Below are 23,058 nucleotides of genomic sequence, written 5' to 3'. Positions count from 1 at the left end.
GAGGGGTGTGGCGGTTAAGCCAATGCGCCCTCTGCCGCCTTCGCCAAACGCAGCAAACGCGCGTCGTCACCGGGGGGGCACATCAGCATGATCCCCGTCGAAGACACGCCCGTGGGCAAGGTCACAGCACACACGCCCATGAGGTTTCCGACACGGGTATTGCGTAGGGTCAAAAGGTTCTCGGTCACGAAATAATCGTTGTCACTATCGAGCCGCGCCACGTTGGGCGGCAGGTTCGCGGCCGAAGGGATCAGCACCGCGTCATAGCCCGCCGTCGCCGCATAGTATTGCTTGCGCAGCACTCGAAGGCGCTGCCACAAAGCAACGAAATCGGCGGCCAGAACATCCGCCCCTTGGCGGAAACGGGCGCGGATGCGGTGGTCCATTTTCTCTGGGTCAGCCTCGATCACTTTGCCCCAAGTCCCGTAAGCCTCGGCCGTATAAAGTGACAGGGTGGTCTCCATCGCCTCGTTCACCGCCGGGATATCCGCCGTTTCGATGGTCGCCCCCGCGCTAGACAGCCGCTCCATCGCCGATTGGAATGCCGCACCGGGGGCGTCGCGCACATCGGTGGCATAGGGGTTCAGCACCAGCATCCGCGTGCCCTTGAGCGAGGTCTCGGCGAGGTCCGGCGCGGCGGTGTTGCCCATGACGGCGAACAACTCGGCGCAGTCCTCTACCGTGCGGCACAGCGGGCCGACAGTATCAAAGCTCTCCGCAAGGGGCACGACGCCCTCCAACGACAAGGCATTGTGCGTCGGCTTGAAGCCCACCAGATCGTTCCACGCAGACGGTAAGCGGATGGACCCGCCAGTGTCCGATCCGATGCCCGCCGCCGCCATGCCGTAAGCCACCGAAGTCGCCGCCCCTGAAGATGAACCTCCGGGCGCAAGCTCTGGGTCATTGGCATTTGGCGGCGTCGCGGTAGAGGGGTTCACCCCAAGGCCCGAGAACGCCAGTTCCGTCATATGGGTCTTGCCAAGACACACGAGGCCCGCGCGGGTGGCGTTTTGCAACACCTCGGCATCCTGCGAGGGCACACGACCTTGCAGCAGTTTGGTCCCCGCCTCGGTCACCGTGCCGGCGGTGTCGAACAGGTCTTTCCAGCTGATCGGCACGCCATCCAGCAACCCGCGCCGAACGCCCTGCTTGGCGCGATCATGGGCGGCAATCGCCTCGGCCAGGGCGCGATCACGGGTTTGGCGGGCGAAGATACGGCTGCCAAAGGGGCTTTCCTTTGCGGCCTCAAGGTAGGCTTCCGTGATGGCAACAGGGTCCACATCACCCGCGCCTATGCCCCGCCCAATCTCACTTGCGCTTTTCGTCAGCCAATCCATCACGTCACCCCTAATTGTCGCCTGCGGACGCTAACGACGACGCGCCACATGGACAATCCCCCACCGCGCGCCATAGTTCAGGGCATGGAACAACGCGATGCAGATATTCTGATTGTTGGCGGGGGGTTAAACGGCCCTTGCCTTGCCTTGGCCTGTGCCTCTGCCGGGTTTTCCAGTGTTGTTCTGGATGCCCTGCCCGCCACCACGCGGAAAGACGCCAGCTTTGATGGACGCGCCTATGCGCTGGCTCTGGCGTCGGTGCGGATGCTGGACGCTTTGGGCATCTGGAGCAGCGTGGAGGACCACGCGCAACCGATGCTGGAGATCAAAGCCTCGGACGGACGGGCGGGCGAAGGAGCCGCGCCTTTCTTTCTGCATTTCGATCATGCCGAAATCGAAGAAGGCCCCATGGGTCACATGCTGGAGGACCGCTATCTGCGCCGCGCCTTGCTGGACGCGATGGCGGCAGAGCCCCTGATCACCCACCGAGCAGGCGTGCAAGTAGTGGCCCAAGCGACCAGCGGCATCGCCTCGGTCACGCTTGAGGACGGAGAGGTTTTGCGCGGCGGACTGTTGGTGGGGGCCGATGGCAAACGGTCGGGCGTGGCAGAACGCGCCGGGATCAAGCGCACAGGGTGGGACTATGGCCAAACCGCGCTGGTGTGCGCCGTCGATCATGCCCTGCCCCATAACGGCATTGCGCATCAGTTCTTCATGCCCGGCGGCCCCTTGGCGATCCTGCCTTTGCCGGGAAACCGCTCCTCCATTGTGTGGTCCGAGACTGAGCCGCGTGCCTCTGCGCTGGCGCGTGCCGATGATGCGGAATTCATGGCCGCCCTGCGCCCGGCCTTCGGCGATTTTCTGGGCGATATCACCCTTTCGGGCGCGCGCTTCAGCTATCCGCTGACCCTGTCGCTGGCGCAATCTTTTGTGTCGGAACGGCTGGCCCTTGTGGGCGATGCGGCCCACGGGGTGCACCCGATCGCGGGCCAAGGTCTGAACCTTGGGCTGCGCGATGTGAGCGCATTGGCCGAAACCCTTGCCGATGCCAAACGGCGCGGAGAAGACTTTGCCCGCCGCGACGTGTTGGACCGCTACCAACAATGGCGCCGCTTTGACACCGCAGGGCTGGCGGTGGCGACAGACACCGTTAACCGCCTGTTCTCGAACGATAACCCGTTGCTGCGGGCAGCACGTGACATTGGCATGGGGGCGATTGGGGCCTTCCCTGATCTGCGCCGCCGTTTCATCCGAGAGGCCGCTGGCCTGAACGGCGACCTCCCCCGTCTGATGCAGGGCCGCGCGCTGTAAGGCGCGGGAAATCCTCCGCTTTGGCTTGGGCTGCCCATCCGTTAAGATAGGATCAACCCAGACCACCAAAGGACACATCATGTCGGGACCAAAGCTCACTTCTATGATCGTCTTTGGCACGTTGAGCCTTCTGTTTGGCGCGCTCTTCTCCATTGGCCTGAACGGGGTCGGCACTGCCTTTGTGGTGGGCGTAATCGTGGCCGGGGCGACCTGCGCGTTCATCTGGTTTGCGAAGACCGGCCGCCAAGCCTTTGCGCGGGGCTTCATCGGCCTTGGCGCGGTGTTTTTGATCGTCCCCGTTGCGGCCCTTTCGGGGTACGGCGACCAAATTGCAGATACCTCGACCGCGGTGATGGCAAACGGCGGGGCCTTCACCGATGAAGAAGCGAGCATGCTTTTCCTATCGACCATCTTCGCCTCCGCCGGGCTGCTTTTCGGCATGTTCGCGGGCTTTATCCTAGTGCTGATCGGCGGCCTGATGCACCGCAACAAACCTACAGAGACCGCACAATGAAGGCCCGCAACGGACCTGCCATTCTGATCGTCTTCTGCCTTCTGTGCTTTGCCGTCTGCTGGTTCACGATCACTGCGCTGACCACGCCGGGGCGGGCCATTGGCAGCGGGATCGTTGCCGCTGCGGCTGCCGGGATTTTCATCTGGTTTGCCACCACCATGCGGCACGCCATTGCGCGCGGGTTAATCGTGTTGGGGGCCACCGCCTTTGCCGCCCCCCTCGCCGCCCTTCAGGCCGTGTCCAATGATCTTATCTTCTCGGCCTTCAACGAGGACGCCAGCCCAGATCGCTATGTCGCGTTCGACGCTGTCATGCAGATCGCTTGGCTCAACGCCATGCTTGGCTTTTTCGCTGCGGTCGTGTTGTTGATTATCGGCGGAATCATGCATCGCCCAACGCGTGAAAGGGGCGACACCGCGCCTTAGTCCAACTTGCGGGCTTCTTCTTCCAACATGATCGGAATGCCGCCCCGGATCGGGTAGGCAAGATGCGCCGCCTTAGACACCAATTCCTGCCGTTCCGCGTCATAACTTAGCGGCGCTTGGGTCATCGGACAGACCAACGCCTCTAGCATCCGGCGATCGATGGGGGGGCGAGGTTTCTTCTCTTCACTCATTGCATCCGTTCCTCATCGCTGCCTGCGGCCAGGGAAAATTCCAGCAAAGTCACCAGCGTTTCGCGGCGGGTGGACAGCGATGGTGCCTCAAGCAAGGCTTGCTTTTCCTCAGGTTCAAACGGGCACAACATGGAGAGAGAGTTTATCAGCAACTCATCCTCGGCTTCCTTCAGGCTGTCCCAATCTGTTGAAAGGTCGTGAGCCTCAAAATAACGGTTGAGAAGTGCCAGAAAAGGGTCGCGGTCAAAGGCGCTGTCGGTTTCGGCGGGGCCGAGGTCGGCCTCAAACCCATCCCAAGACACATCGCAACGGCGATAGGGCATGAAGCCCGAAACCTCTTGATTGATGCGGAACCGCGAGACGCCCCCAAGGGTAATCATGTAGCGCCCATCCTCGGTTTCCGAGAATTGGGTCAATCGGCCTGCACACCCGATGTGATGCAGCTTCTCCTCCCCCGAACCGGGGGCCTCAAAGGGCTGCACCATGCCGATCAAGCGATGGGGCGTTTTCATCGTGTCCTCGATCATCTGAAGATACCGAGGTTCAAAGATGTGCAGCGGCAAGCGCGAGCGAGGCAGCATCAAAGCGCCCGGCAAAGGGAAGATCGGGACCGTGCCCGGAAGATCAGCGTGTGTCATCATACGCATGAACGTAGGCTGATCCTTCCCTCAGGCAAATATCATCGAGCTCAGGCGACGACGCCCGTTCAGGGCGATGGGATCTTGCGGCGGCAAGGCCTCAAAAATAGTGAAAAGTTGCGTCTTGGCGGCCTCGTCATTCCAGGTGCGATCCCGGCGGAACAGCTCCAACAGATTGTCCACGGCCAGCTCCACTTCGCCCCCGGCATGAAGCGCTTGCGCCAGTTCAAAGCGCGCGGCGTGGTCATCGGGGTTGGCATCGACGGCGGCTTGCAGCTCTGCCAATGGACCCGCGCTTTCGGCTTGCCGGGCCAGCTCGATCTGAGCGCGAATGGCTTCCAACTCGGGGGCGTTGAAGATTTTATCGGGGGCGGTGCTAAGCAGTTGCTCGGCCTCATCGGTCTGACCCATGGCCAGATGCGCACGGGCAAGGCCCGCCATGGCGGGGGCATTTTCGGGCTCTTCCCCAAGGATCGCGGCGAAGGTCTGGGCAGCGTCATCGTGATCGCCTGCGGCAAGCATTTCCTCAGCCGCCTCCAGCGCTTCGCCAAGACCGCCGTCTTCCTTCGACATAGCGGCCAGCTTATTCACGAATTCCTTGATCTGGCTTTCCGGCACCGCCCCTTGGAACCCATCAACGGGCTGGCCTTCGTGGAAGGCGTAGACCGTAGGGATGGATTGCACCCGAAGCTGCGCGGCGATCTGCTGGTTCTCGTCTACGTTGACCTTCACCATACGCACCTTGCCTTTGGCGGCGGTCACGGCCGCTTCAAGCTGGGGCCCAAGCGTCTTGCAGGGGCCGCACCAAGGAGCCCAGAAATCCACGATCACAGGGGTCGTTTGGCTGGCCTCGACCACGTCCGTCATGAAGGTGGCGTCGGTAACATCCTTGATAAGATCGGTGGGCGCTGCTGCGTCTGGTGTTGTACCGAATTCGAGCATCTTGGGGCTCCGTCAATGACTAGTGTTACGCGCTATATGCGGCGTCCGGTAGCGATCGCCAAGGGGCTAGAGGTCAAAAGTCGCAAAGACAGGCGCGTGGTCCGAGGGCTTTTCCCACCCCCGCGCATGACGCGCCACCCGAGAGGAATGCGCCGCCGTGGCAATATCGGAAGTGGCCCAAACGTGATCGAGCCTGCGGCCCTTGTCGGCGCTATCCCAATCCGGGGACCGGTAGGACCACCAGCTAAACAGCTTGCCATCGGGGATATCGGCACGGGTCACGTCCACCCAACCGCCCGCCTCCTGCGCCTGGGCCATATGTTCGACCTCGATCGGCGTATGGGAAACAACTTTCAGCAGTTTCTTATGATCCCAGACATCATCTTCGCGGGGCGCGATGTTGAGATCCCCCACAAGGATGGATTTCTGCGGTTTGTCGGCATGGGCCCAGTCCCGCATATCTGTCATGTAGTCGAGCTTCTGGCCGAACTTGATGTTCTTTTCCCGGTTCGGCTCATCCCCGCCCGCAGGCACGTAGAAGTTGTGGATCGTCACCCCATTTTCCAGCTGCCCCGCGACGTGGCGAGCGTGGTCGAGGCCGGCAAATTCATGCGACCCCGCTTCAACCATCGGAATTTTCGAATAGATCGCGACGCCGTTATAGCCCTTCTGCCCGCGCGCCACGACATGGGTGTAGCCAAGGGCGGCAAACACGTCCGAGGGCATTTTATCGACCGGGCTTTTGCATTCCTGAAGGCAGAGCACATCAGGCGCCTCTTCCGTCATCAACTGCGCCACAAGGGTCTGCCGAAGGCGAACAGAATTGATGTTCCAAGTGGCGAGGGTGAAGGGCATGTTGTGGCTCCGGTTGTGGGGTGCGGCGACGATAGGGATTGGAACAGGCGTGTCTAGGGGGCGCTGCCCCCTGGTGGCATCAAAGATGCCCCCACCCCCGCGATATTTCTGAAAAGGTGAATGAGGGGGGGGCGCTAGCGGAGGGTGGCGAGCGCCGAGAGAAGAGCTGCGGCGAAGGCCTGCGGGTCTTCGATCATAGGGATGTGGCCGACATCGGGAATGACGGTCAGGGTACTATTTGGGATCAAGCGGTGCAGGTTTTCGCCTTGAGCAAGCGGGGTTGTCGTGTCTTCCGCGCCCCAGATGATTGCGGTGGGGAGAGTAATATTCTCGTAGGCCACGGAGGTGGTTGAGGGGAGATCCGTGGGGGCAATTAGTAGAGTTGGGAGCCAGGTGGCGAGCGCCTCGGTCGCGCCTTCAAGGCGGCTCGGGCGCGAGAGGGTCGAGAGAACCTCATCGGTGGCGGCGTCTTTGCGATGCAGAAAGGCTTGCAGCAGGCGCCGCGACAACAGCGGGTTGGTGACGGTGGCAGAGACCAGCGTCTCGCGCAGCCAGAGGGGACGCAGGGGAGCGGGCAGAGCAGCCGCTTGCCGATCCAACGGAAGGGCGCCGTTGATGATGGTCAGAGAAGCAAAGGCATCGGGTTGTTGCATAAGCGCTTCGACCGCGGCCCCAGCCCCGAAGGAGTGGGCGACGATATGCGGGGTGATCCCTTCGGCCTCGGCAAAGGCGAGGATACGCGCCGCAGTGGCCGCGCGCCCGTAGTCTTCGCCCGGGTCACGGTCCGAGAACCCCATCGGCGGCAGGTCTATGGCGATGGCGCGGTAACCCTCTGCCGCCAAGACATCCAAAGTGTGCCGCCAAGACCCGGACCAGCCGACAGAGCCGTGTATCAACAGCACCGGAGGGCCATCTGCCGGACCGCGTTCAATGGCGAAGATGCCTTGCCGCGCCGTCGCCACCAAGCGCCCATCGTTAGGGGCAACATCTGCGGCGACCTCCTCCTCGCGCAGGTGAGCGGCAAGGCGGAACCCGCCCAGTGTCAGCGCGGCGAGGAGGCTTAGGCCGAGGAGCAGTTTGAAAAGAAATCTCATGGTGTGCATTGTGCCTGATCCTTTTCCCGGCGCAAGCTGGCCCGGAAGGAGATGTCGATGCCCGCCTTGATCCGAGAGAACCGCAATTTCCGCCTGTTGATGTCTGGCGCGGGTCTGTCGAACTTGTCCGATGGGATCGGCGTCTTGGCCTTTCCCTGGATGGCGACGCTTATCACCACGGACCCACGCGCCCTTGCTATCGTGGCCTTCGCCACCCGTCTGCCCTGGTTTTTGTGGTCCCTGCCCGTGGGCGTTTGGACGGATCGCGCCGACCGCCAGAAAATGATGGTCCGTGCCGATTTGGCCCGCATGGCCTTGGCGTTGGCCGTTGTCGCCCTAATCGTCGCTGGCCCGAGAGAGGCCGCGGGGTCGCAGCAGATCATGTGGATGATTGGCGGGCTATCAGCCCTCGCTTTCCTGATGGGTACGGCGGAAGTGTTTCGGGATAACGCCGCGCAAACTGCCCTTCCCAGCATCGTCCACAAGGACCGTCTAGAGGAGGCCAACGGCCAAATCTGGTCGGTGGAGCAGGTCATGGGGCAGTTCGTCGGGCCGCCCCTTGCGGGGCTGTTGATCGCCCTCACCGTTCCTGCGCCTTTCGTGTTTGAAGCCCTTGGCTTCGCCCTTGCCGCCTTTGCCGTTTGGGCCATCGCCTTCCCTGCGCGGGGTGCGTTGGCCCCGCGTGAGGGCTTTTGGAGAGAGATGCGCGCAGGCTGGACCTGGATCAAAGGGCATCGGGTGATCTTGCAACTGGCCCTGATATTGGGCGGGCTGAACGCCGCGCATATGGCGGGCTTCACGGTGCTGGTTCTCTATAGCCAAGAGGTCTTGGGCCTTGGCGCATTCGGGCATGGCATGTTGCTAACCGCAGGCGCGGCGGGGGGCGTTGCGGGCGGCTTGCTGTGCCCTTGGATCGCCGCGCGGCTTGGGTCGTCTCGTAGCCTTTGGGTGGCTTTGGCGCTCATGCCGCTCCCGTTTCTGGGGCTTTATCTGACGTCGCAGGTCTGGGTCGCGGTGGCCCTTATGTTCCTGGAAACCTTCGTAGCGGTGCTATGGAACGTCGTTACCGTGTCTTTCCGCCAAAGGGTCATCCCCGATGCGCTACTGGGCCGGGTCAATTCTATCTACCGGTTCTTTGGCTGGGGGATGATGCCCCTTGGCGCCTTGGCGGGTGGTTGGATCATGGCGATTGCAGAGCCGTCGATGGGCCGGGAAGACGCCCTGCGCCTCGTGTTCCTGCTGTGCGCGGGGCTCTTTTTAGCGCTCTTTGCCTATGGCTTGGCGCGGTTGCGATTGCCCCGCGCCTGAGCCTTTCAATATTGCACGACTTCAATCTCTAACCCGTTGTCATCGTGAAAATAAAACCGTCGCCCCGGCGCATAATCCGCGTGATTGTGGGGCACCAGCCCTAGGCCTTTCACCCGCGCCTCGACTGCGCCCAGATCATCCACCACCACGCCCAAGTGGTTCAGCCCATTCACCCGCCCATAGGAGTCTTCCGCCTGTTGCAACGGGGCCTTAGGCGCATAAAGGGCGAGGTAGCTGTCATTGCCCCCCACATGGACCGAATGGCCGCCATCTTTGGCCGGGCCTTGCCAACGGATTTGCCAGCCGAAGAGGGTGCGTAGCATGTCGGCGGTCGCCTCTGGCTGCGGGACTGTGATGTTGAGGTGTTCAAGTTGCGATTGCATCGGTCGACTCCTGTTTCATTAAGACGACTCACTTGATAATTCCTCAAGTTCACTTGAGGTAAAGCGAAATCTCAAAAAAAAGCCCGGACGCAAGGTCCGGGCCAGTCAACAGGGAGAGTGGTGCCTTTCCCGAGGGAGGTCGGGACACCCGGCACCGGGGGATCTGTTGCTCTTTTACGTACATAGGAACGCTTAAAGAGCCGTTAAAGTCTACGCGACCAGTCTATATCCACCGGATTCGGTCACAAGAAGGCGAGCATTTGACGGGTCCGGCTCAATTTTTTGGCGCAAACGGTAAATATGCGTCTCTAGTGTGTGGGTCGTGACACCAGCGTTGTAGCCCCAAACCTCGTGCAGCAGCACTTCGCGGGCCACCACGCCATCTTGGGCCCGGTACAGGAACTTGAGGATATTGGTCTCTTTCTCGGTCAGGCGGATCTTCCGCTCGTCCTCGGTAATCAGCATCTTCATGGCAGGCTTGAACGTGTATGGCCCAAGCTGGAATACCGCATCTTCCGACTGTTCGTGCTGGCGTAACTGGGCGCGGATACGGGCCAGAAGAACCGGGAAGCGGAAGGGTTTGGTAACGTAGTCGTTGGCACCTGCATCAAGGCCAAGGATCGTGTCGGCATCGCTGTCGTGGCCCGTCAGCATAAGCACGGGGCATTTCACCCCCTGCTTGCGCATCAAGCGGCACAGCTCGCGGCCATCGGTGTCGGGAAGGCCCACATCAAGGATCACCAGATCGTAGATGCCTTCCTTGACCCTCTCCATCGCTTGCGCGCCGTCGGCGGCCTCAAATACGTCGAAATCTTCGGTCATCACCAGCTGCTCGGACAGCGCTTCGCGCAGGTCGTCTTCGTCATCGACCAAAAGGATTTTCTTGAGGTTTGCCATTGGTTGGGCTCCCGTCTGCGTGTTCCGTTGCCCTGACATGACGCGCCGCTGCCCCTTTTGTCCATGGATGTAACCATGTCTCACGCCTGTGTGTGCGCCTGTGAGGAAATGTTTCAGTTCGTGACAGCGTTTCAATTCCCCCGCCGGGCGGGCTATGTCAGGGACATGAGTCTTTTACCCTCCATATCGGACCTTGTCGCCCGTGCCCGTAGTGACCTGCGCGTGGGCCTGCCTGTTGTCTTGCAAGACGGCGGCGCTGCCTTGATCGTCATGGCGTGCGAAACTGCCCGTGACGACCGCTTGGACGCCCTGCGCACCCTTGGTCCCGTCGTCGCCGCCATTACCGGTTGGCGGGCCGAGACGTTGAAGGTCCGTGTCTACGACGGTGATATCGCTCGGATCGTAATGCCCGCCGATGCGGGCGCGCGCTGGTTGTCCGAGCTGGCAGACCCCGCCAGCGATATGAACACGCCCTTGAAAGGCCCGTTCAAGGAAGATCGCGAAGGCACCGCCGCCCTCCACCGTGCCGCTGTTCTGCTCGCCAAATCGGCACAGCTTCTGCCCGCCGTTGTTGGGGTTACCGTCACGCAATGGCCCGAAGGCCTGACCGTGCTGCCCCTGACCGCCACGCTCCATGACCTTGCCACCGCCACCCCCCTTTCCCCCGTTGCTGCCGCCCGCCTGCCCATGGCGCTGGCCGGGGCCGGACGGCTCCATATCTTCCGGCCCGACAATGCCGAGATCGAGCATTACGCCATCGAGGTCGGTCGCCCGGACCGCGCCGAACCGGTCCTTGTGCGGCTTCACTCCGCTTGTTTCACCGGCGACGTTTTGGGCTCGCTCAAATGCGACTGCGGCCCGCAACTGCACGGCGCGTTGACGGCCATGGGGGCCGAGGGTGAAGGGGTGCTGCTCTACCTTAACCAAGAGGGGCGCGGGATTGGGCTTGCCAACAAGATGCGCGCCTACGCCTTGCAAGATCAGGGGTTCGACACGGTCGAGGCCAATCACCGCCTTGGGTTCGAGGATGACGAACGCGATTTCCGCATCGGCGCTAATCTGCTGCGCCGCATGGGCTTTGACGCCGTACGCCTGATGACCAACAACCCCCGCAAGGTCGAGATGTTGGAAGGCGAAGGCATCACCGTCGCCACCCGCGTTCCCCTTGTGATCGAATCAAACCTGCACAACGCCGCCTATCTTGACGTGAAGCGCGATAAATCCGGCCATTTGTTATGAGCCCCGAAGACATCGTCCTGACCCCTATGGGCCTGCGGTTCTGGGGCGCTTCGCTGCCCTATACCGTGGGCCGGGGCGGCGTGGTGCGCGATAAACGTGAAGGCGATGGCGGTACGCCCGTGGGCATTCACCGCATCGTGGGCTGTCTCTACCGTGCGGATCGTGGCCCCAAGCCTTGCCATTGGGCCAAGCCGATTGGCCCTAATGATCTTTGGTCCGATGATGACACGCGCGCAGGCTATAATCTACCGACCCGCCGCCCCTTCGCCGGATCGGCGGAGCGTCTGGCCCGTGGTGATTCCCTTTACGACATCGTGCTGGTCACCGATTGGAACTGGCCCGATGCGCAGCGCGGCAAGGGATCAGCCATCTTCATACACCAATGGCGCGGCCCCTTCCGCAAGACCGAGGGCTGTGTGGCCGTCAGCCGGGCAAACCTGCGCTGGATGATGCCGCGCATCGCCCTTGGCACAAGGTTGGTCGTGCCCGAGGCGATGGCGTTGTAGGTCCAATGGCTAAGAACCCGGGCCGAGGCCCGGTCTACGAAGACACCCGTTCCCCAAAGATCGCTGATCCCACGCGAATATGTGTCGCGCCTTGGGCGATTGCTGTTTCAAAATCCGCTGACATGCCCATCGACAGGCCGTCCAACCCGTTACGTGCCGCGATTTTCGCCAGAAGCGCGAAGTGGAGAGAGGGTTCCTCCTCCACCGGGGGGATGCACATGAGCCCCCGCACAGGCAGGTCCATCGCGCGGGCTTCGGCGATAAAGGCATCGGCCTCGGACGGTAGGCATCCCGCTTTCTGAGGCTCCTCCCCCGTGTTCACCTGAATAAACAGGCCGGGGCAATCGCCGCGTTCCTGGGCAAGGCGGGCAAGGGTCTTGGCCAGCTTGGGGCGATCAACGGTGTGGATGGTGCCGAACATCTCCATCGCTTGGCGGGCCTTGTTGGTTTGCAACGGCCCGATCAGATGCAGGTCAATCCCGTCGAACTGCGCCTGGAACGCGGGCCAACGGCCCTGCGCCTCTTGCACGCGGTTCTCGCCAAAAATGCGGTAGCCCTCGGTCAACACGGCTTCGACCCGCTCGGCGGGCTGAACTTTGGACACGGCAATCAGGGTGATGTCGCTTGGATCGCGGCCATGGGCCTGCGCGCAAGCGGAAATGCGGGTGGTGATATCGACAAGTGACATACAGCCTATGTCACAAACGAAAAGAGCGGGCACAAGGCCCGCTCTTCCCAAATCATGCTAATCCGGGTGGATTAGAAGGACATTGCAACGCCCAGGGACCACATGGAGGAGGTGCCCAGTGCAGTTGTACCTGCGTTTGCGTTGGTTACGTCGTTGGAACCGTAGCCGAGCTGTGCGGACAGACCGCCACCCAGGTCGTATGCTGCGGAGATGCCGAAACCAGTCGCGTCAGCTGCCAAGGAGGCTGCGTCCCAGTCGTACTGACCGTAGTTCACGCCAACGGTGATTGCGTCGAACGCGTAGGATGCGCCGATCGCCATGTGCGTGCCATCTGTAGCTGCCAGGTCAGGGGAGATCGTGGAGTAGTTGATGCCCACTGCCAGACCGGAGTCCAGAGTAACCTGAGCGGAGATACCCATAACGTCGTAGCCTTGATTGCCAGCAGTAACGGCGTCGATGTCGTTAACTGTCTGGTAACCAGCACCGATGGTGTAAGAACCGCCACCGAAGGAACCAGTGTATTGCGCGCCGATGCCGTAGATGTTGTCGCCCTGAAGACCATCGTTCAGAGGCTGAGCAACTACTGCTACGCCTGCAACAGTACGAGCGGCAAGAAGACGATCGTCGTCCATCTCAACCGAACCAGTGATGGTGAAGCCGGATACGGAGTAGGAGTAGGACAGGATCTGACCGTCATACGCGCCGTCGAGGCCGGCGTTACCGTTCCAACCAACGTGCGAAGTGTGCGCGTCGTCGATGGAGCCTGGGCCCGCAGGAACTTCAACCATACCAGCGTCGAAGCCGCCGTCGGTGTCGCCCAATGTCAGCGTACCGAAGTCGCCGGAGATGAATACGGCTGTGCCCCAGTCATCGTTGGCTGCGCCGCCGGCACCGCCAGCGATTTCGTCGAGGTCAACTGCTGCACCGAAAGTGATGCCGCTGTCTGTTTCGCCGGACATCGTGAAGGTGATGTCGAGGTCTTGGTGGAATTGAGTGATTGTGGAGCCGGAGCCACCAACAACACCCATTTCAGCGGAGCCGGACAGAGCGATGTCTGCGGAAGCAATACCAGCAGTCGCTACGAGCGCTGTGGATGCGAAGAGAACCTTTTTCATGGTTTTTCCCTTGTGTTCACTTGAAAAACTTAACCCCAAAGCGGAACGCCCGAATTGGGTATGCATGGTGTTTCGCCTTTCACCCCCATGATTGCAACAATGGCCCAAAGCCGCCCGAAAGGTTCGCTTTCGCGTGGTGCAGACATGTCACAGTCGATTTCGGCCAGTAAAACCACCTGAACCCAATAAATCATACACCGTTGGGACTTAGGCCCCGTGCCGCGCGGTGGACCTTGCGCAGAATACTGCCGACGGATTGCCCTTTCCCGACACCGCCGCCCCCTTGCCGCCTGAGTCGCCGCGAGGGTTTGACCGCAGCATTTTCCCGAATCGTGGGGGCTTTCGGGCCATTTGCCGGGCGCACGAACGACGCACGAAAAAAGGTGTGTATATAAGTGTGTATATAGATAGTGCGTGGCGCAGCCCGCCAAGGATGGTTCCCACGCCCAAACAAGACCGCCCCTTGCCGCAAGGAAGGTCGTTCTATAAAAGTTGCCTCAACAATTGGGCGGGACCAGTGAAGATGTTGAAACGACTTGCAAACTATCTGGGCGCAGCCTTGATCATCGGGGCGCTTACCGCCTGTGGCGACTATGCCAACGACACCGAGGTCGCCAATGAACGGCTTTCGCAGCAAGGTTTCCTTGTAGATGCGGAACGTGAAACGATCTGGGATCTCTTCGGTAACAGCGATGACCCTTCGGTGACGGTGGAAGTGAACCGCTACCTTTGGCGCGCCTCGCTAGAGATTCTCGACTTCATGCCGTTGGAAGCCGCTGACCCGTTCACCGGCATCCTTGTGTTCGATTACGCCACACCGCCCGGCGGCAACCGCGCCTACCGCGCGACGGTCTATGTCAGCGACCCTGCGCTAGAGGCCCGGTCGTTGCGGGTTGCGCTGCAAGGGCGCGGCGGCTCTGCCGTTAGCCGAGAGACCGCGCGTCAGGTCGAAGATGCGATTCTCACACGCGCCCGTCAGCTGCGCGTTGCCGACGGCAACCTCTAGACCCCAGCGCGTTAGCTTTCTAAACACAACGCCGGGCCGTTCCTGTTCATAAGGGGGCCCGGCGTTTTTATGTCTACATGCCTCAAGGAATACCCCGATGTCCCGTTACGACCCCTCCGAGATTGAGAAGAAGTGGCAAGAAGCCTGGGACAAAGCCGGGACATTCACCGCCACGATGGAGGGCGACCGCCCCAAGTATTACGTGCTAGAGATGTTCCCCTACCCTTCGGGGCGCATCCACATCGGCCATGTGCGCAACTACACAATGGGCGACGTGATCGCGCGGTTTAAGAAGGCGATGGGCCACAACGTACTGCATCCCATGGGGTTTGACGCTTTCGGGATGCCCGCGGAAAACGCCGCAATGGCCAATGGCGGTCACCCCTCGGATTGGACCTACGCCAATATTGAAACGATGGTCGAGCAGATGAAGCCCCTTGGCTTTGGCATCGACTGGTCGCGCATGTTCGCCACCTGCGACGCGGAATACTACGGCCAGCAGCAGGCGCTGTTTCTGGATTTCCTCGATGCCGGGTTGATTGAACGCAAGAACGCCGTCGTGAACTGGGACCCGGTCGATATGACGGTTCTGGCGAACGAGCAGGTCGAAGACGGCAAGGGCTGGCGTTCCGGCGCAGAGGTCGAGCGGAAAGAGCTGACCCAGTGGTTCTTCAAGATCAGCGATTACTCCGATGAATTGTTGGAAGCGCTGGACGGGTTGGACGACTGGCCTGCAAAGGTGAAGCTGATGCAAGCCAACTGGATTGGCAAATCGCGCGGGCTTCAGTTTGCATTTGGTCTGGTGGACCCTGTGGGCGGCCATGACCGGGTCGAGGTTTACACAACCCGCCCCGATACCCTGTTGGGGGCCAGCTTCGTGGGGATCTCGCCCGATCATCCCATCGCCAAGCAGCTGGAAGCCGACAACCCCGAGATCAAAGCCTTCTGCGATGACTGCCGCAAAGGCGGCACCACCGCGGCCGAGCTGGAAACAGCCGAGAAACGCGGCTTCGATACCGGCCTGAAAGTGCGCCACCCCTTCGATACGGCGGCGGAATTGCCCGTCTACATCGCCAACTTCATCCTGATGGACTACGGCACCGGCGCGATTTTCGGCTGCCCGGCCCATGATGAACGCGATCTGGAGTTCGCCCGGAAGTACGACCTGCCCGTCGTCTCGACCTTTGTGCCGGTGGACGATGAAGGCCACATGCGCCCCGAGGATGGCGGCGCGGCTTACGTGCCACCCAAGCCCGACCCGGTGCGCTACATCGCGGGCTTCGCGGGCGATGAGGTGCAAACCGGCAACGACGCCATCGACGCTGCGGTGACATTCTGCGAGGAAAAAGGCGTGGGCCAGGGCGTCACCAAGTTCCGTCTGCGCGATTGGGGCCTGTCACGGCAGCGCTATTGGGGCTGCCCGATTCCCGTGGTCCATTGCGACGCCTGCGGCGTGGTCCCCGAGAAGAAAGAGAACCTGCCGGTCGAACTGCCCTACGACGTGTCTTTCGACGTTCCCGGCAACCCGCTGGACCGTCACCCCACATGGCGCAACACGCCTTGTCCGTCCTGTGGCGCACCTGCCCTGCGCGAAACCGACACGATGGATACTTTCGTCGATTCCAGCTGGTACTTCGCCCGCTTCACCGCGCCCCGTGCCGATACGCCCACATCAGCGGAGGAAGCCGCGTATTGGATGAACGTCGATCAATACATCGGCGGGATTGAGCACGCGATCCTGCACCTGCTCTATTCCCGTTTCTTCGCCCGCGCGATGCACGCCACAGGCCACCTGCCTGCCAAAGCGATCGAGCCGTTTGATGCGCTGTTTACCCAAGGCATGGTGACCCACGCGATTTACAAGACCGAAGGCGCCGATGGCCGCCCCGTTTATCACTACCCCGAAACCGTGGACCTGCGCGATGGCGGCGGTTTCCTGGAAGACGGCACCAGGGTGGACATCATCCCTTCGGCCAAAATGTCGAAGTCGAAAAACAACGTCGTCGATCCGGTTGAGATCATCAAACAATACGGCGCCGACACGGCTCGTTGGTTTGTCCTGTCCGACAGCCCTCCCGAACGGGACGTGGAATGGACAGCCTCGGGTGCGGAAGCGGCCTACAAGCATTTGGGCCGCGTCTATGCCCTGTCCACCCGCATTCAGGAAGCTGCGAAGACATCTGACCAGATGGATGAGGCGGCCGACACAGAACTGCTGCGTGAAATGCACAAAGCGATTCGTGATGTATCGAACGGGGTTGATAGCTTTGGCTTCAACGCCGCGATTGCGAAACTCTATGCCTTCACCAACACGCTCTCCAAGTCCAAGGCGTCCCATAGTGCGCAGCGCGAAGCCGTTATGGTTTTGGCGCAACTGATGGCCCCCATGACCCCGCATCTGTCGGAAGACATCTGGGCGCAACAAGGCGGCGAAGGGCTGATCGCCAACGCCCCTTGGCCCAAGGCCGACGAGGCAATGTTGGTGGAATCCACCGTAACCTTGCCCATTCAGATCAACGGAAAACGCAAGTCCGAGATCACTGTCGCCAAAGATGCCAGCAAGGAAGAGGTTGAAAAGATCGCGCTTGCAGACGACGCTGTGGTTAAGGCGCTTGATGGGGCCGCGCCGAAAAAGCTGATCGTTGTCCCCGGACGGATCGTGAATGTCGTTATTTAACCGCCGAACCCTTTTGCTGTCTCTTGCTGCGCTGCCAATGGCCGCGTGCAACTTCCAACCTGTCTACGGGCCGGGCGGCTCGGGCGAGGTGATCCGAAACCGGATCCGGGTGGCCGAACCAGATAGTCGCCTTGAATTCGGGCTCGTGGCCCGGTTGGAAGATCGTCTGGGCACCGGCACACGCTACACGCTGGATTATGCCATCGAACGCTCTACTCGGGGTCTGGCGATTGACGAAGATGAAGTCATCAACCGCATCAACCTAAGCGGCACCTTGTCATTTACCGTGCGCGATGCCGCCAGCGGGCGCGTTGTGCAATCCGGGGAAGTGGCAACCTTCACCTCCTACGCGACAACGCCATCACCGGTTGCCACGGAATCTGCGCGTCGCGATGCGGAAGACAGGCTGGCCGTCGCATTAGCGGATCAATTAATCACCCGCCTGATCGCCTCCGCGCAATCGTGGTCATGACCGCCCCATGAAACTGTCCACCCGTGACGCCAACACCTACTTCAAACGCCCCGACACCTCGGCGGCGGGGTGTTTGATCTTTGGCGATGACGCCATGCGGGTCGCCTTGAAACGGCAGGATCTCATGGCCGCCCTTCTGGGTGAATCCGCGGAAGAGGAAATGCGCCTGACGCGGATGACCGGGGCTGACCTGCGCTCGGACAGTGCGGGACTACTGGATGCGGTGAAGGCAGTGGGCTTCTTTCCCGGTCCCCGTGCGGTCTTGGTCGAAGGCGCAACGGATGGTCTGGCCAAAGTCTTCACCACCGCGTTTGAGGAATGGCAGCAAGGTGACGCGCAAATCATCGCCACCGCCGGGCGGCTGACCGCAAAATCCGCCCTACGCAAAGTGTTTGAGGGCAACAAACTCGCCTATGCCGCCGCAATCTACGATGACCCGCCGGGACGCGCCGAGATTGAAGATATGCTCAAAGCTGCCGAGATCACCGACACGGACCGAGAGGCGATGACGGACCTAGAGGCGCTGGCGCGATCTATCGGGCCCGGCGATTTCCGCCAGATGATCGACAAGCTGGGGCTGTATAAACGCGGCGATGCGACGCCCGTGATGCCCGCCGATATCGAGGCCGTGGCCCCCCTGACCCAAGAGGCAGAGCTGGACGATATCCTCCACGCGACCGCCGAGGCAGAGACCGGCGCGATTGGCCCCATTCTGGTCCGCCTGAAACAACAGGGCACAACGCCGGTGTCGCTTTGCATTGCCGCGTTGCGCCACTTTCGGGCGTTGCACATGGCCGCCGCCCATCCCAACGGCCCCGCTGCGGGCCTGCAAGCGATGAGGCCCCCTGTCTTCGGCCCGCGCCGCGACCGGATGGCACGACAAGCAGGCCGCTGGGGTCGCGACGCGCTGGAAGCGGCGCTGTCGATGTTAATCGAGACGGATTTGACCCTGCGCTCCGCCAGCACCGCGCCGCAGATGGCGGTGATGGAGCGTACGTTGATCCGTCTGGCGATGCTACCGGGACGCGGCAGGCGCTAGAGGGCAACGCGCACGGCAAGGGGCGGCGGGCTTAAGCCCGCCCTACGGGTGCACCGTTAGTACATCGCGGCGTGCAATCCGGCCCATCGGCCCGTGGCGAAACAGCCGTTAATCAAGTAGCCGCCTGTGGGCGCTTCCCAATCCAACATCTCTCCGGCCACGAACATGCCGGGGATGGCTTCGAGCATCAGCCCCTTGGTGAGCGCGGATTGCGGGACACCGCCGGCGGTTGAAATCGCCTCGTCCATCGGGCGCGGGCCGTCATGCTTGACGGGCAGCGCCTTGATCAGTGCCGCTAGGGCCGCAGGATCATCGGGCAAAGGACGCGCAAATTCTTGCAGCAAAGCGCGCTTGAGAGGATCGAGCCCCAACCCGGTGAGGGCTTTCGTTAGGGTCTGCTTCTTCGGGCGTTTCTTGAGGCGAGAGATAAGGCCTTCGACGGGGCGGTCGGGCAAAAGGTCAAAGGTCAATTCGGCTCCGTCTCGCACGGCGGATGAAATGGCGTAGATGCCGCCACCTTCCAGGCCACGGTGGGAAATCACAGCCTCCCCCCGTTGGCGCATGTCGCCAGCATGCAGGGCGATATTCTTCAGGGGCGTGCCCAGATGCGCTGTCATATGATCAGACCACGTAACGCAAAGGCCCATATTGGCGGGCTTGAACGGCGCAAGACTTACACCCTTCGCGGCCAAGATATCGGCCCAGGCACCGTCGGAACCCAACCGCGACCAGCTGGCACCGCCAAGGGCAAGGACGGTGACCTTGGGCGAGAGTGTTTGCGGGCCATCCGGCGTGTCGAAGGCCAGCGCGTCACCGTCAAACCCGGTCCAGCGCCAGCGCAGAAACATCTGCGCGTCCAGCCGTTGCAACCAAGCGCGCAGCAGGGGCGAGGCCTTCATGGCTTTGGGAAACACCCGCCCCGTGGTGCCAGTAAAGACGGGTTGGCCAAGGTCCTCGGCGAAGGCCATGACCTCCACCGGGTCCAATTGCGACACCATGGGGTAGAGCCAATCGGCTGCCGCCCCATAGGCACGAATGAAGGCATCAAACGGCTCATCCTTGGTGAGATTGAGGCCGGATTTGCCTGCCATCAGAAATTTGCGCCCGGCCGAGGGTTTTGCCTCGATGATCGTGACCTTACGGCCCGCTTTCACCAGGGTTTCAGCCGCCATAAGGCCAGCGGGGCCGGAGCCGATGACAAGGGCATCAAGGGGCATGTCGGGCATGGGTTAGGTCCTATTGGGGGGCCAGCCCCCCTGACGTCTTTTCCGGGGAAAAGCCGCCTCCCCCCGGAGGTGTATGGCCAAGGTGAATGGGGGAGGGGGGCGCTTAGGGGATCATCGTTTTGATGGCATGAAGGTTTGCGGGGGCGCCTGCAAGGGAAGTTGCACAAAGAGCACGAGCGGAAGGGAGGAGGGTTTCGGGTGGGCAGATCCGGTCGATCAGGCCGAAGGAGAGGGCTTCTTGGGCGGAAAGTTTCTCCGAGGCGAGGAGGATGAGTTTCGCACGGGACGGTCCGATTAGGGCGGTGAGGCGGGCCGGGTCAGAGGGTTGCGGCAGAAAACCTAGTTTGGCGACAGGGTAGAAGAAGGAAGCGGCGGGCGAGCTGAGGCGGATATCACAGGCCAGTGCCATGCCGAATGCGCCGCCCGCGAGCGTGCCGTTGAGCGCAGCAATGGTCAGGCAGGGCAGTGCGGCGAGCGCGGAGGAGGCCTGTTCCCAGAGCGGAGAGGTGGCGAGGCCTGCGTGGGCCTCTTGCAGATCGGCACCGGCGGAGAACACTTTGTCGCCCGCGCCGGTCAGGATCAGGGCGTGGGCGCTTTGGCTTTCAGCAAAGACGCGGACTAGTTCGCTCAGCATATCGGCGGTCAGGGAATTGGCCTTATGGGGGCGATTGAGGGTGACAATACGCAGGCCACCCTCATCCAAGACGTCGATCACGAGAGGCCCACAGCCGCGCGGATGCCTTCATCACGTAGGGATATGTCGCCGCCAAGATACCCATCAGCGGCCTCGGTGCACATCCAGGCCAGGGTTTTGGCGGGCCATTCCGGCGGGATGTGATCGGACCATTCCAATGCGGCAACGGGGTTCATACCGGTGGCTTTGATTTCCACCTGCATTTGCGTGGCGACCGTGCCGGGCGACAGGCCCAAGGCGCGGATGCCCTTATCCCCCATCTCCTTGTGCACGGACCGGGTCAGCATCAGCGCCGCCGCCTTGGAGGCGCAATAATGGGACCAGCCCTCAAGCGGATTGGTCGCCGCCCCGGAAGATATGTTCAAGATCGTGCCGCCCTTGCCCATATGTGGCAGCGCTGCGCGGACCCCGTTGAAGGTGCCTTTGAGGTTGATGTCGATCACCTGGCCCCAAGCATCAGGGTCGGAATCCTCAATGCGGGCCACAGGCTCGATCACGCCCGCGTTGTTGATGATCACATCGAGGGAGCCGAAGGTCTGCACGGCGGCGTTGAAGGCGGCCTCCACCTCCCAATAACGGGCGACATCGCAGGGCACGGCGAGGGCGTTTTCGCCGATTTCGCCCGCCAATTCCGCGATCGCGTCCCGCGAGCGGGCCAGCAGCACCACCTTCGCGCCCAAAGCCGCAAATTCGCGGGCCGCCGCTGCGCCAATGCCGCGGCTTGCCCCGGTGATTGCCACGACTTTTCCTTCTACCACATGCGCCATGAGCCATTTCCCCTTAGTCTTTGTCATTCGCTTGGAACGTAGCGCCCACAATCGGCGGCGACCAGCCATATACGGTGATCCTTACTTGACGCTCTGGACGCGTCCCTTGATCATCTGGGTTTTACACCCCTGCTTGCTGGAGCACCCCTCCGATGAAACGACTTTCTTCTACGATTTCCCTGCTGGCACTGGCTATCGCCTCGCCCGCGCTGGCAGATACCTCTGCGGCAGAACTGTGGGCTGAATGGCAAGCCCAAGCCGAAGCCACCGGTCAGACCATGAGCGCCGAAGTCTCTGAGACGGGCACAGGCCTGACCCTGACGAATGTCACCACGCAATTTGCCGACGAGAACGTCTCGACCAATGGTGTGATTGATCAAATTGACCTGATCGAGAACCCCGACGGCACCGTATCTGTCGCCCTATCCGAGCTTTATACGCTGACCTTCACCTTTGAGATTGATGAAGGCGACCCCCCCGCCAATATCGAGCTTCTGGTGCGCCACGAGAACCTTGATATCCAGATTTCAGGCGATGCCGGGGCGCGGGTTTATACCTATGCGGCCGATCAAATCAGCCTTCACGAAGGTCGTCTTTGGGGCGGGGATGGAGAGCCGCCAGAGGTCAATTTGGAGATGATAATCTCGGACCTTGCCTCCACCTACAGCATCACCGGTACAGACCCGGAAACCATGCGATTTTCGTCTGCGGCCACAGCGGGCGGTATGTCGATGGAGTTGGATATTGCCCCATCGAACGCATCGGGTCGCTTCAAGACCGGCTTGCACATTGGCGCGATGACATCCAGCAGCGAAGGCACGCTAATATCGTTGACCAGTATGAACCAATTCGACAGCGCCCTGCCTGAAGGGTTCGAGCTTTCCGGCACAACGACCTATGGCCCTCTCAGCCTTGAGATGATGTTTGAAGAAAACGCCGATGGCTTTTCGGCCACATACAGCAACGACGGCGGCAGCATCGGTGTGTCGATCTCTCCTAATGCGATGGCCTACGATGTCGCGGCTTCGGGGGCGAGCGCCTACATTGAAGGGACGGACATCCCGGTTCCGGTAGAGCTTTCTGTCGGGTCCAGCGAATTGGCCCTGTCCTTCCCCCTCGCCGCCGGTGACACGCCGCAAGACATGGGGATTCGCCTTGGCGTCCAGGATTTTGTGGTCGGCGAGAGCCTGCTCAGCATGGTTGATCCCGCCAGCGCCCTGCCCCGCGATCCGATGAGCCTTCTGCTGGACACCACAGGGCAGGTGCAATTGTTCATGGACCTCGTGAACATCAACCCCGAAGAGATGACCGGCCCTCCCGGTGAATTGCGTGCGGTGACCGTGAACGAGTTGAGCCTTTCGGTTGGGGGCGCATCCCTGACCGGATCGGGGGATTTCAGCTTTGCACCGAACCAAATGATCCCCGTGCCCGTGGGCGCGGCCGAGCTGGAGCTTTCTGGCGGCAACGCCCTTCTGGATGCGCTTATCGCGGGCGGTTTGGTGCCGAACGAACAGGGCGCGTTCATTCGGGGGGCGGCCAATGTCTTTGCTCGCCCCGGCGCGGCACCTGATACGTTGGAGACAACGGTGGAATTCGGGGCCAATGGCTCCATCACCGCTAACGGTATTCCACTGCAATAACCGTATCCGTTAACGTCCCATTGAGCGGCCCGGGGTAAATTCCTCGGGCCGTTTCGCTTGCAAGCCCGCCGTCCCGCCTCTACCTCCGTTGAAA

The 23,058-nt window shown here is 61.5% G+C and carries 24 protein-coding genes; 11 read left to right on the top strand and 13 right to left on the bottom strand.

The features are described 5' to 3' along the window. Nucleotides 1–14: 14 nt before the first annotated feature. The gene (locus K3728_01840; protein UWQ96010.1) at nucleotides 15–1,337 is read right to left on the bottom strand and encodes an amidase; all 1,323 of its coding nucleotides are present in this window, start codon (nucleotides 1,335–1,337) and stop codon (nucleotides 15–17) included. A gap of 48 nt (nucleotides 1,338–1,385) precedes the next feature. On the opposite strand from K3728_01840, the gene K3728_01835 reads away from it, so the two are divergent. The 3 genes from K3728_01835 (at nucleotide 1,386) to K3728_01825 (ending at nucleotide 3,587) form a co-directional block, all read left to right on the top strand. Then, a complete protein-coding gene (locus tag K3728_01835) occupies nucleotides 1,386–2,648 on the top strand; it encodes an FAD-dependent monooxygenase (protein ID UWQ96009.1) in 1,263 nt (420 codons plus the stop codon). A 79-nt stretch (nucleotides 2,649–2,727) separates the two neighbouring features. Continuing rightward, nucleotides 2,728–3,162 (top strand): hypothetical protein, encoded by a 435-nt coding sequence (locus K3728_01830; protein ID UWQ96008.1) that lies wholly within the window; start codon nucleotides 2,728–2,730, stop codon nucleotides 3,160–3,162. Continuing rightward, entirely contained in the window at nucleotides 3,159–3,587 is a 429-nt protein-coding gene (locus tag K3728_01825; protein ID UWQ96007.1) for a hypothetical protein, read from the top strand. Before K3728_01830 ends, K3728_01825 begins: the two co-directional genes overlap by 4 nt. Here K3728_01825 and K3728_01820 read toward each other — a convergent pair. The 5 genes from K3728_01820 to K3728_01800 all read right to left on the bottom strand — a co-directional run bounded on the left by K3728_01820 (nucleotide 3,584) and on the right by K3728_01800 (nucleotide 7,307). After that, on the bottom strand, nucleotides 3,584–3,778 hold the full coding sequence (locus K3728_01820) for a Trm112 family protein (GenBank protein UWQ96006.1): 195 nt from the start codon (nucleotides 3,776–3,778) through the stop codon (nucleotides 3,584–3,586). The genes K3728_01825 and K3728_01820 overlap by 4 nt on opposite strands. Then, the gene (locus K3728_01815) at nucleotides 3,775–4,419 is read right to left on the bottom strand and encodes an LON peptidase substrate-binding domain-containing protein (GenBank protein UWQ96005.1); all 645 of its coding nucleotides are present in this window, start codon (nucleotides 4,417–4,419) and stop codon (nucleotides 3,775–3,777) included. Before K3728_01815 ends, K3728_01820 begins: the two co-directional genes overlap by 4 nt. A 27-nt stretch (nucleotides 4,420–4,446) precedes the next feature. After that, the gene (gene trxA, locus K3728_01810; GenBank protein UWQ96004.1) at nucleotides 4,447–5,358 is read right to left on the bottom strand and encodes a thioredoxin; all 912 of its coding nucleotides are present in this window, start codon (nucleotides 5,356–5,358) and stop codon (nucleotides 4,447–4,449) included. Nucleotides 5,359–5,424: 66 nt separating this feature from the next. Then, nucleotides 5,425–6,213, bottom strand: coding sequence for an exodeoxyribonuclease III (locus tag K3728_01805; protein UWQ96003.1), 789 nt, complete (start codon nucleotides 6,211–6,213; stop codon nucleotides 5,425–5,427). Between the two features lie 134 nt (nucleotides 6,214–6,347). Next, the gene (locus K3728_01800) at nucleotides 6,348–7,307 is read right to left on the bottom strand and encodes an alpha/beta hydrolase (GenBank protein UWQ96002.1); all 960 of its coding nucleotides are present in this window, start codon (nucleotides 7,305–7,307) and stop codon (nucleotides 6,348–6,350) included. Between the two features lie 57 nt (nucleotides 7,308–7,364). Here K3728_01800 and K3728_01795 point away from each other — a divergent pair, with 57 nt between their 5' ends. Further along, nucleotides 7,365–8,615 (top strand): MFS transporter, encoded by a 1,251-nt coding sequence (locus K3728_01795; GenBank protein ID UWQ96001.1) that lies wholly within the window; start codon nucleotides 7,365–7,367, stop codon nucleotides 8,613–8,615. Nucleotides 8,616–8,620: 5 nt separating this feature from the next. On the opposite strand, the gene K3728_01790 is transcribed toward K3728_01795, so the two are convergent. Continuing rightward, nucleotides 8,621–8,998, bottom strand: coding sequence for a VOC family protein (locus K3728_01790; protein UWQ96000.1), 378 nt, complete (start codon nucleotides 8,996–8,998; stop codon nucleotides 8,621–8,623). A 210-nt stretch (nucleotides 8,999–9,208) separates the two neighbouring features. Further along, nucleotides 9,209–9,895, bottom strand: a complete 687-nt coding sequence (locus tag K3728_01785; GenBank protein ID UWQ95999.1) for a response regulator transcription factor — start codon at nucleotides 9,893–9,895, stop codon at nucleotides 9,209–9,211. Nucleotides 9,896–10,060: 165 nt separating this feature from the next. Between K3728_01785 and ribA the strand changes: the two genes are divergently transcribed. Next, nucleotides 10,061–11,134, top strand: a complete 1,074-nt coding sequence (gene ribA / locus K3728_01780; protein ID UWQ95998.1) for a GTP cyclohydrolase II — start codon at nucleotides 10,061–10,063, stop codon at nucleotides 11,132–11,134. Continuing rightward, complete coding sequence (locus tag K3728_01775) at nucleotides 11,131–11,640, top strand: L,D-transpeptidase family protein (GenBank protein ID UWQ95997.1); 510 nt, start codon at nucleotides 11,131–11,133, stop codon at nucleotides 11,638–11,640. The genes ribA and K3728_01775 overlap by 4 nt, the downstream gene beginning before the upstream one ends. Nucleotides 11,641–11,674: 34 nt before the next feature. On the opposite strand, the gene K3728_01770 is transcribed toward K3728_01775, so the two are convergent. Then, nucleotides 11,675–12,328, bottom strand: coding sequence for a YggS family pyridoxal phosphate-dependent enzyme (locus K3728_01770; protein ID UWQ95996.1), 654 nt, complete (start codon nucleotides 12,326–12,328; stop codon nucleotides 11,675–11,677). Nucleotides 12,329–12,399: 71 nt separating this feature from the next. After that, nucleotides 12,400–13,509, bottom strand: coding sequence for a porin (locus K3728_01765; GenBank protein ID UWQ95995.1), 1,110 nt, complete (start codon nucleotides 13,507–13,509; stop codon nucleotides 12,400–12,402). 457 nt (nucleotides 13,510–13,966) lie between these two features. On the opposite strand from K3728_01765, the gene K3728_01760 reads away from it, so the two are divergent. The 4 genes from K3728_01760 to K3728_01745 all read left to right on the top strand — a co-directional run bounded on the left by K3728_01760 (nucleotide 13,967) and on the right by K3728_01745 (nucleotide 18,637). Next, nucleotides 13,967–14,449, top strand: coding sequence for a DUF3576 domain-containing protein (locus K3728_01760; GenBank protein UWQ95994.1), 483 nt, complete (start codon nucleotides 13,967–13,969; stop codon nucleotides 14,447–14,449). 97 nt (nucleotides 14,450–14,546) lie between these two features. After that, the gene (leuS, locus tag K3728_01755; GenBank protein UWQ95993.1) at nucleotides 14,547–17,126 is read left to right on the top strand and encodes a leucine--tRNA ligase; all 2,580 of its coding nucleotides are present in this window, start codon (nucleotides 14,547–14,549) and stop codon (nucleotides 17,124–17,126) included. Then, nucleotides 17,113–17,598 carry a hypothetical protein gene (locus tag K3728_01750; GenBank protein ID UWQ95992.1) on the top strand — a complete coding sequence of 162 codons (486 nt, stop codon included), beginning with the start codon at nucleotides 17,113–17,115 and terminating at the stop codon, nucleotides 17,596–17,598. The genes leuS and K3728_01750 overlap by 14 nt, the downstream gene beginning before the upstream one ends. A gap of 7 nt (nucleotides 17,599–17,605) precedes the next feature. Beyond that, nucleotides 17,606–18,637 carry a DNA polymerase III subunit delta gene (locus K3728_01745; GenBank protein UWQ95991.1) on the top strand — a complete coding sequence of 344 codons (1,032 nt, stop codon included), beginning with the start codon at nucleotides 17,606–17,608 and terminating at the stop codon, nucleotides 18,635–18,637. Between the two features lie 56 nt (nucleotides 18,638–18,693). Here the strand turns inward: K3728_01745 and K3728_01740 are convergent, their stop codons facing one another. From K3728_01740 to K3728_01730, 3 genes are all read right to left on the bottom strand, one after another. Continuing rightward, complete coding sequence (locus K3728_01740) at nucleotides 18,694–19,854, bottom strand: TIGR03862 family flavoprotein (GenBank protein ID UWQ97410.1); 1,161 nt, start codon at nucleotides 19,852–19,854, stop codon at nucleotides 18,694–18,696. Nucleotides 19,855–19,966: 112 nt separating this feature from the next. Next, nucleotides 19,967–20,578 (bottom strand): enoyl-CoA hydratase/isomerase family protein, encoded by a 612-nt coding sequence (locus tag K3728_01735; GenBank protein UWQ95990.1) that lies wholly within the window; start codon nucleotides 20,576–20,578, stop codon nucleotides 19,967–19,969. Beyond that, nucleotides 20,575–21,324 (bottom strand): SDR family oxidoreductase, encoded by a 750-nt coding sequence (locus tag K3728_01730; GenBank protein UWQ95989.1) that lies wholly within the window; start codon nucleotides 21,322–21,324, stop codon nucleotides 20,575–20,577. Before K3728_01730 ends, K3728_01735 begins: the two co-directional genes overlap by 4 nt. A 152-nt stretch (nucleotides 21,325–21,476) precedes the next feature. On the opposite strand from K3728_01730, the gene K3728_01725 reads away from it, so the two are divergent. After that, complete coding sequence (locus K3728_01725) at nucleotides 21,477–22,964, top strand: DUF2125 domain-containing protein (protein ID UWQ95988.1); 1,488 nt, start codon at nucleotides 21,477–21,479, stop codon at nucleotides 22,962–22,964. Nucleotides 22,965–23,058: the final 94 nt, after the last annotated feature.

This window comes from Rhodobacteraceae bacterium M385, from assembly GCA_025141835.1.
GTDB lineage: Bacteria > Pseudomonadota > Alphaproteobacteria > Rhodobacterales > Rhodobacteraceae > Gymnodinialimonas.
This window is presented reverse-complemented; position numbering and strand designations above follow the sequence as displayed.

What these genes read in the sequence shown, in the direction of transcription:
- K3728_01770 (UWQ95996.1), bottom strand. Translation starts at nt 12,328, where the DNA reads ATGTCACTTGTCGATATCACCACCCGCATTTCCGCTTGCGCGCAGGCC.
- K3728_01805 (UWQ96003.1), bottom strand. Translation starts at nt 6,213, where the DNA reads ATGCCCTTCACCCTCGCCACTTGGAACATCAATTCTGTTCGCCTTCGG.
- leuS (UWQ95993.1), top strand. Translation starts at nt 14,547, where the DNA reads ATGTCCCGTTACGACCCCTCCGAGATTGAGAAGAAGTGGCAAGAAGCC.
- K3728_01740 (UWQ97410.1), bottom strand. Translation starts at nt 19,854, where the DNA reads ATGCCCCTTGATGCCCTTGTCATCGGCTCCGGCCCCGCTGGCCTTATG.
- K3728_01775 (UWQ95997.1), top strand. Translation starts at nt 11,131, where the DNA reads ATGAGCCCCGAAGACATCGTCCTGACCCCTATGGGCCTGCGGTTCTGG.
- K3728_01750 (UWQ95992.1), top strand. Translation starts at nt 17,113, where the DNA reads ATGTCGTTATTTAACCGCCGAACCCTTTTGCTGTCTCTTGCTGCGCTG.
- K3728_01835 (UWQ96009.1), top strand. Translation starts at nt 1,386, where the DNA reads ATGGACAATCCCCCACCGCGCGCCATAGTTCAGGGCATGGAACAACGC.
- ribA (UWQ95998.1), top strand. Translation starts at nt 10,061, where the DNA reads ATGAGTCTTTTACCCTCCATATCGGACCTTGTCGCCCGTGCCCGTAGT.
- K3728_01815 (UWQ96005.1), bottom strand. Translation starts at nt 4,419, where the DNA reads ATGATGACACACGCTGATCTTCCGGGCACGGTCCCGATCTTCCCTTTG.
- K3728_01745 (UWQ95991.1), top strand. Translation starts at nt 17,606, where the DNA reads ATGAAACTGTCCACCCGTGACGCCAACACCTACTTCAAACGCCCCGAC.
- K3728_01725 (UWQ95988.1), top strand. Translation starts at nt 21,477, where the DNA reads ATGAAACGACTTTCTTCTACGATTTCCCTGCTGGCACTGGCTATCGCC.
- K3728_01820 (UWQ96006.1), bottom strand. Translation starts at nt 3,778, where the DNA reads ATGAGTGAAGAGAAGAAACCTCGCCCCCCCATCGATCGCCGGATGCTA.
- trxA (UWQ96004.1), bottom strand. Translation starts at nt 5,358, where the DNA reads ATGCTCGAATTCGGTACAACACCAGACGCAGCAGCGCCCACCGATCTT.
- K3728_01800 (UWQ96002.1), bottom strand. Translation starts at nt 7,307, where the DNA reads ATGAGATTTCTTTTCAAACTGCTCCTCGGCCTAAGCCTCCTCGCCGCG.
- K3728_01730 (UWQ95989.1), bottom strand. Translation starts at nt 21,324, where the DNA reads ATGGCGCATGTGGTAGAAGGAAAAGTCGTGGCAATCACCGGGGCAAGC.
- K3728_01830 (UWQ96008.1), top strand. Translation starts at nt 2,728, where the DNA reads ATGTCGGGACCAAAGCTCACTTCTATGATCGTCTTTGGCACGTTGAGC.
- K3728_01765 (UWQ95995.1), bottom strand. Translation starts at nt 13,509, where the DNA reads ATGCATACCCAATTCGGGCGTTCCGCTTTGGGGTTAAGTTTTTCAAGT.
- K3728_01785 (UWQ95999.1), bottom strand. Translation starts at nt 9,895, where the DNA reads ATGGCAAACCTCAAGAAAATCCTTTTGGTCGATGACGAAGACGACCTG.
- K3728_01840 (UWQ96010.1), bottom strand. Translation starts at nt 1,337, where the DNA reads ATGGATTGGCTGACGAAAAGCGCAAGTGAGATTGGGCGGGGCATAGGC.
- K3728_01795 (UWQ96001.1), top strand. Translation starts at nt 7,365, where the DNA reads ATGCCCGCCTTGATCCGAGAGAACCGCAATTTCCGCCTGTTGATGTCT.
- K3728_01760 (UWQ95994.1), top strand. Translation starts at nt 13,967, where the DNA reads ATGTTGAAACGACTTGCAAACTATCTGGGCGCAGCCTTGATCATCGGG.
- K3728_01790 (UWQ96000.1), bottom strand. Translation starts at nt 8,998, where the DNA reads ATGCAATCGCAACTTGAACACCTCAACATCACAGTCCCGCAGCCAGAG.
- K3728_01825 (UWQ96007.1), top strand. Translation starts at nt 3,159, where the DNA reads ATGAAGGCCCGCAACGGACCTGCCATTCTGATCGTCTTCTGCCTTCTG.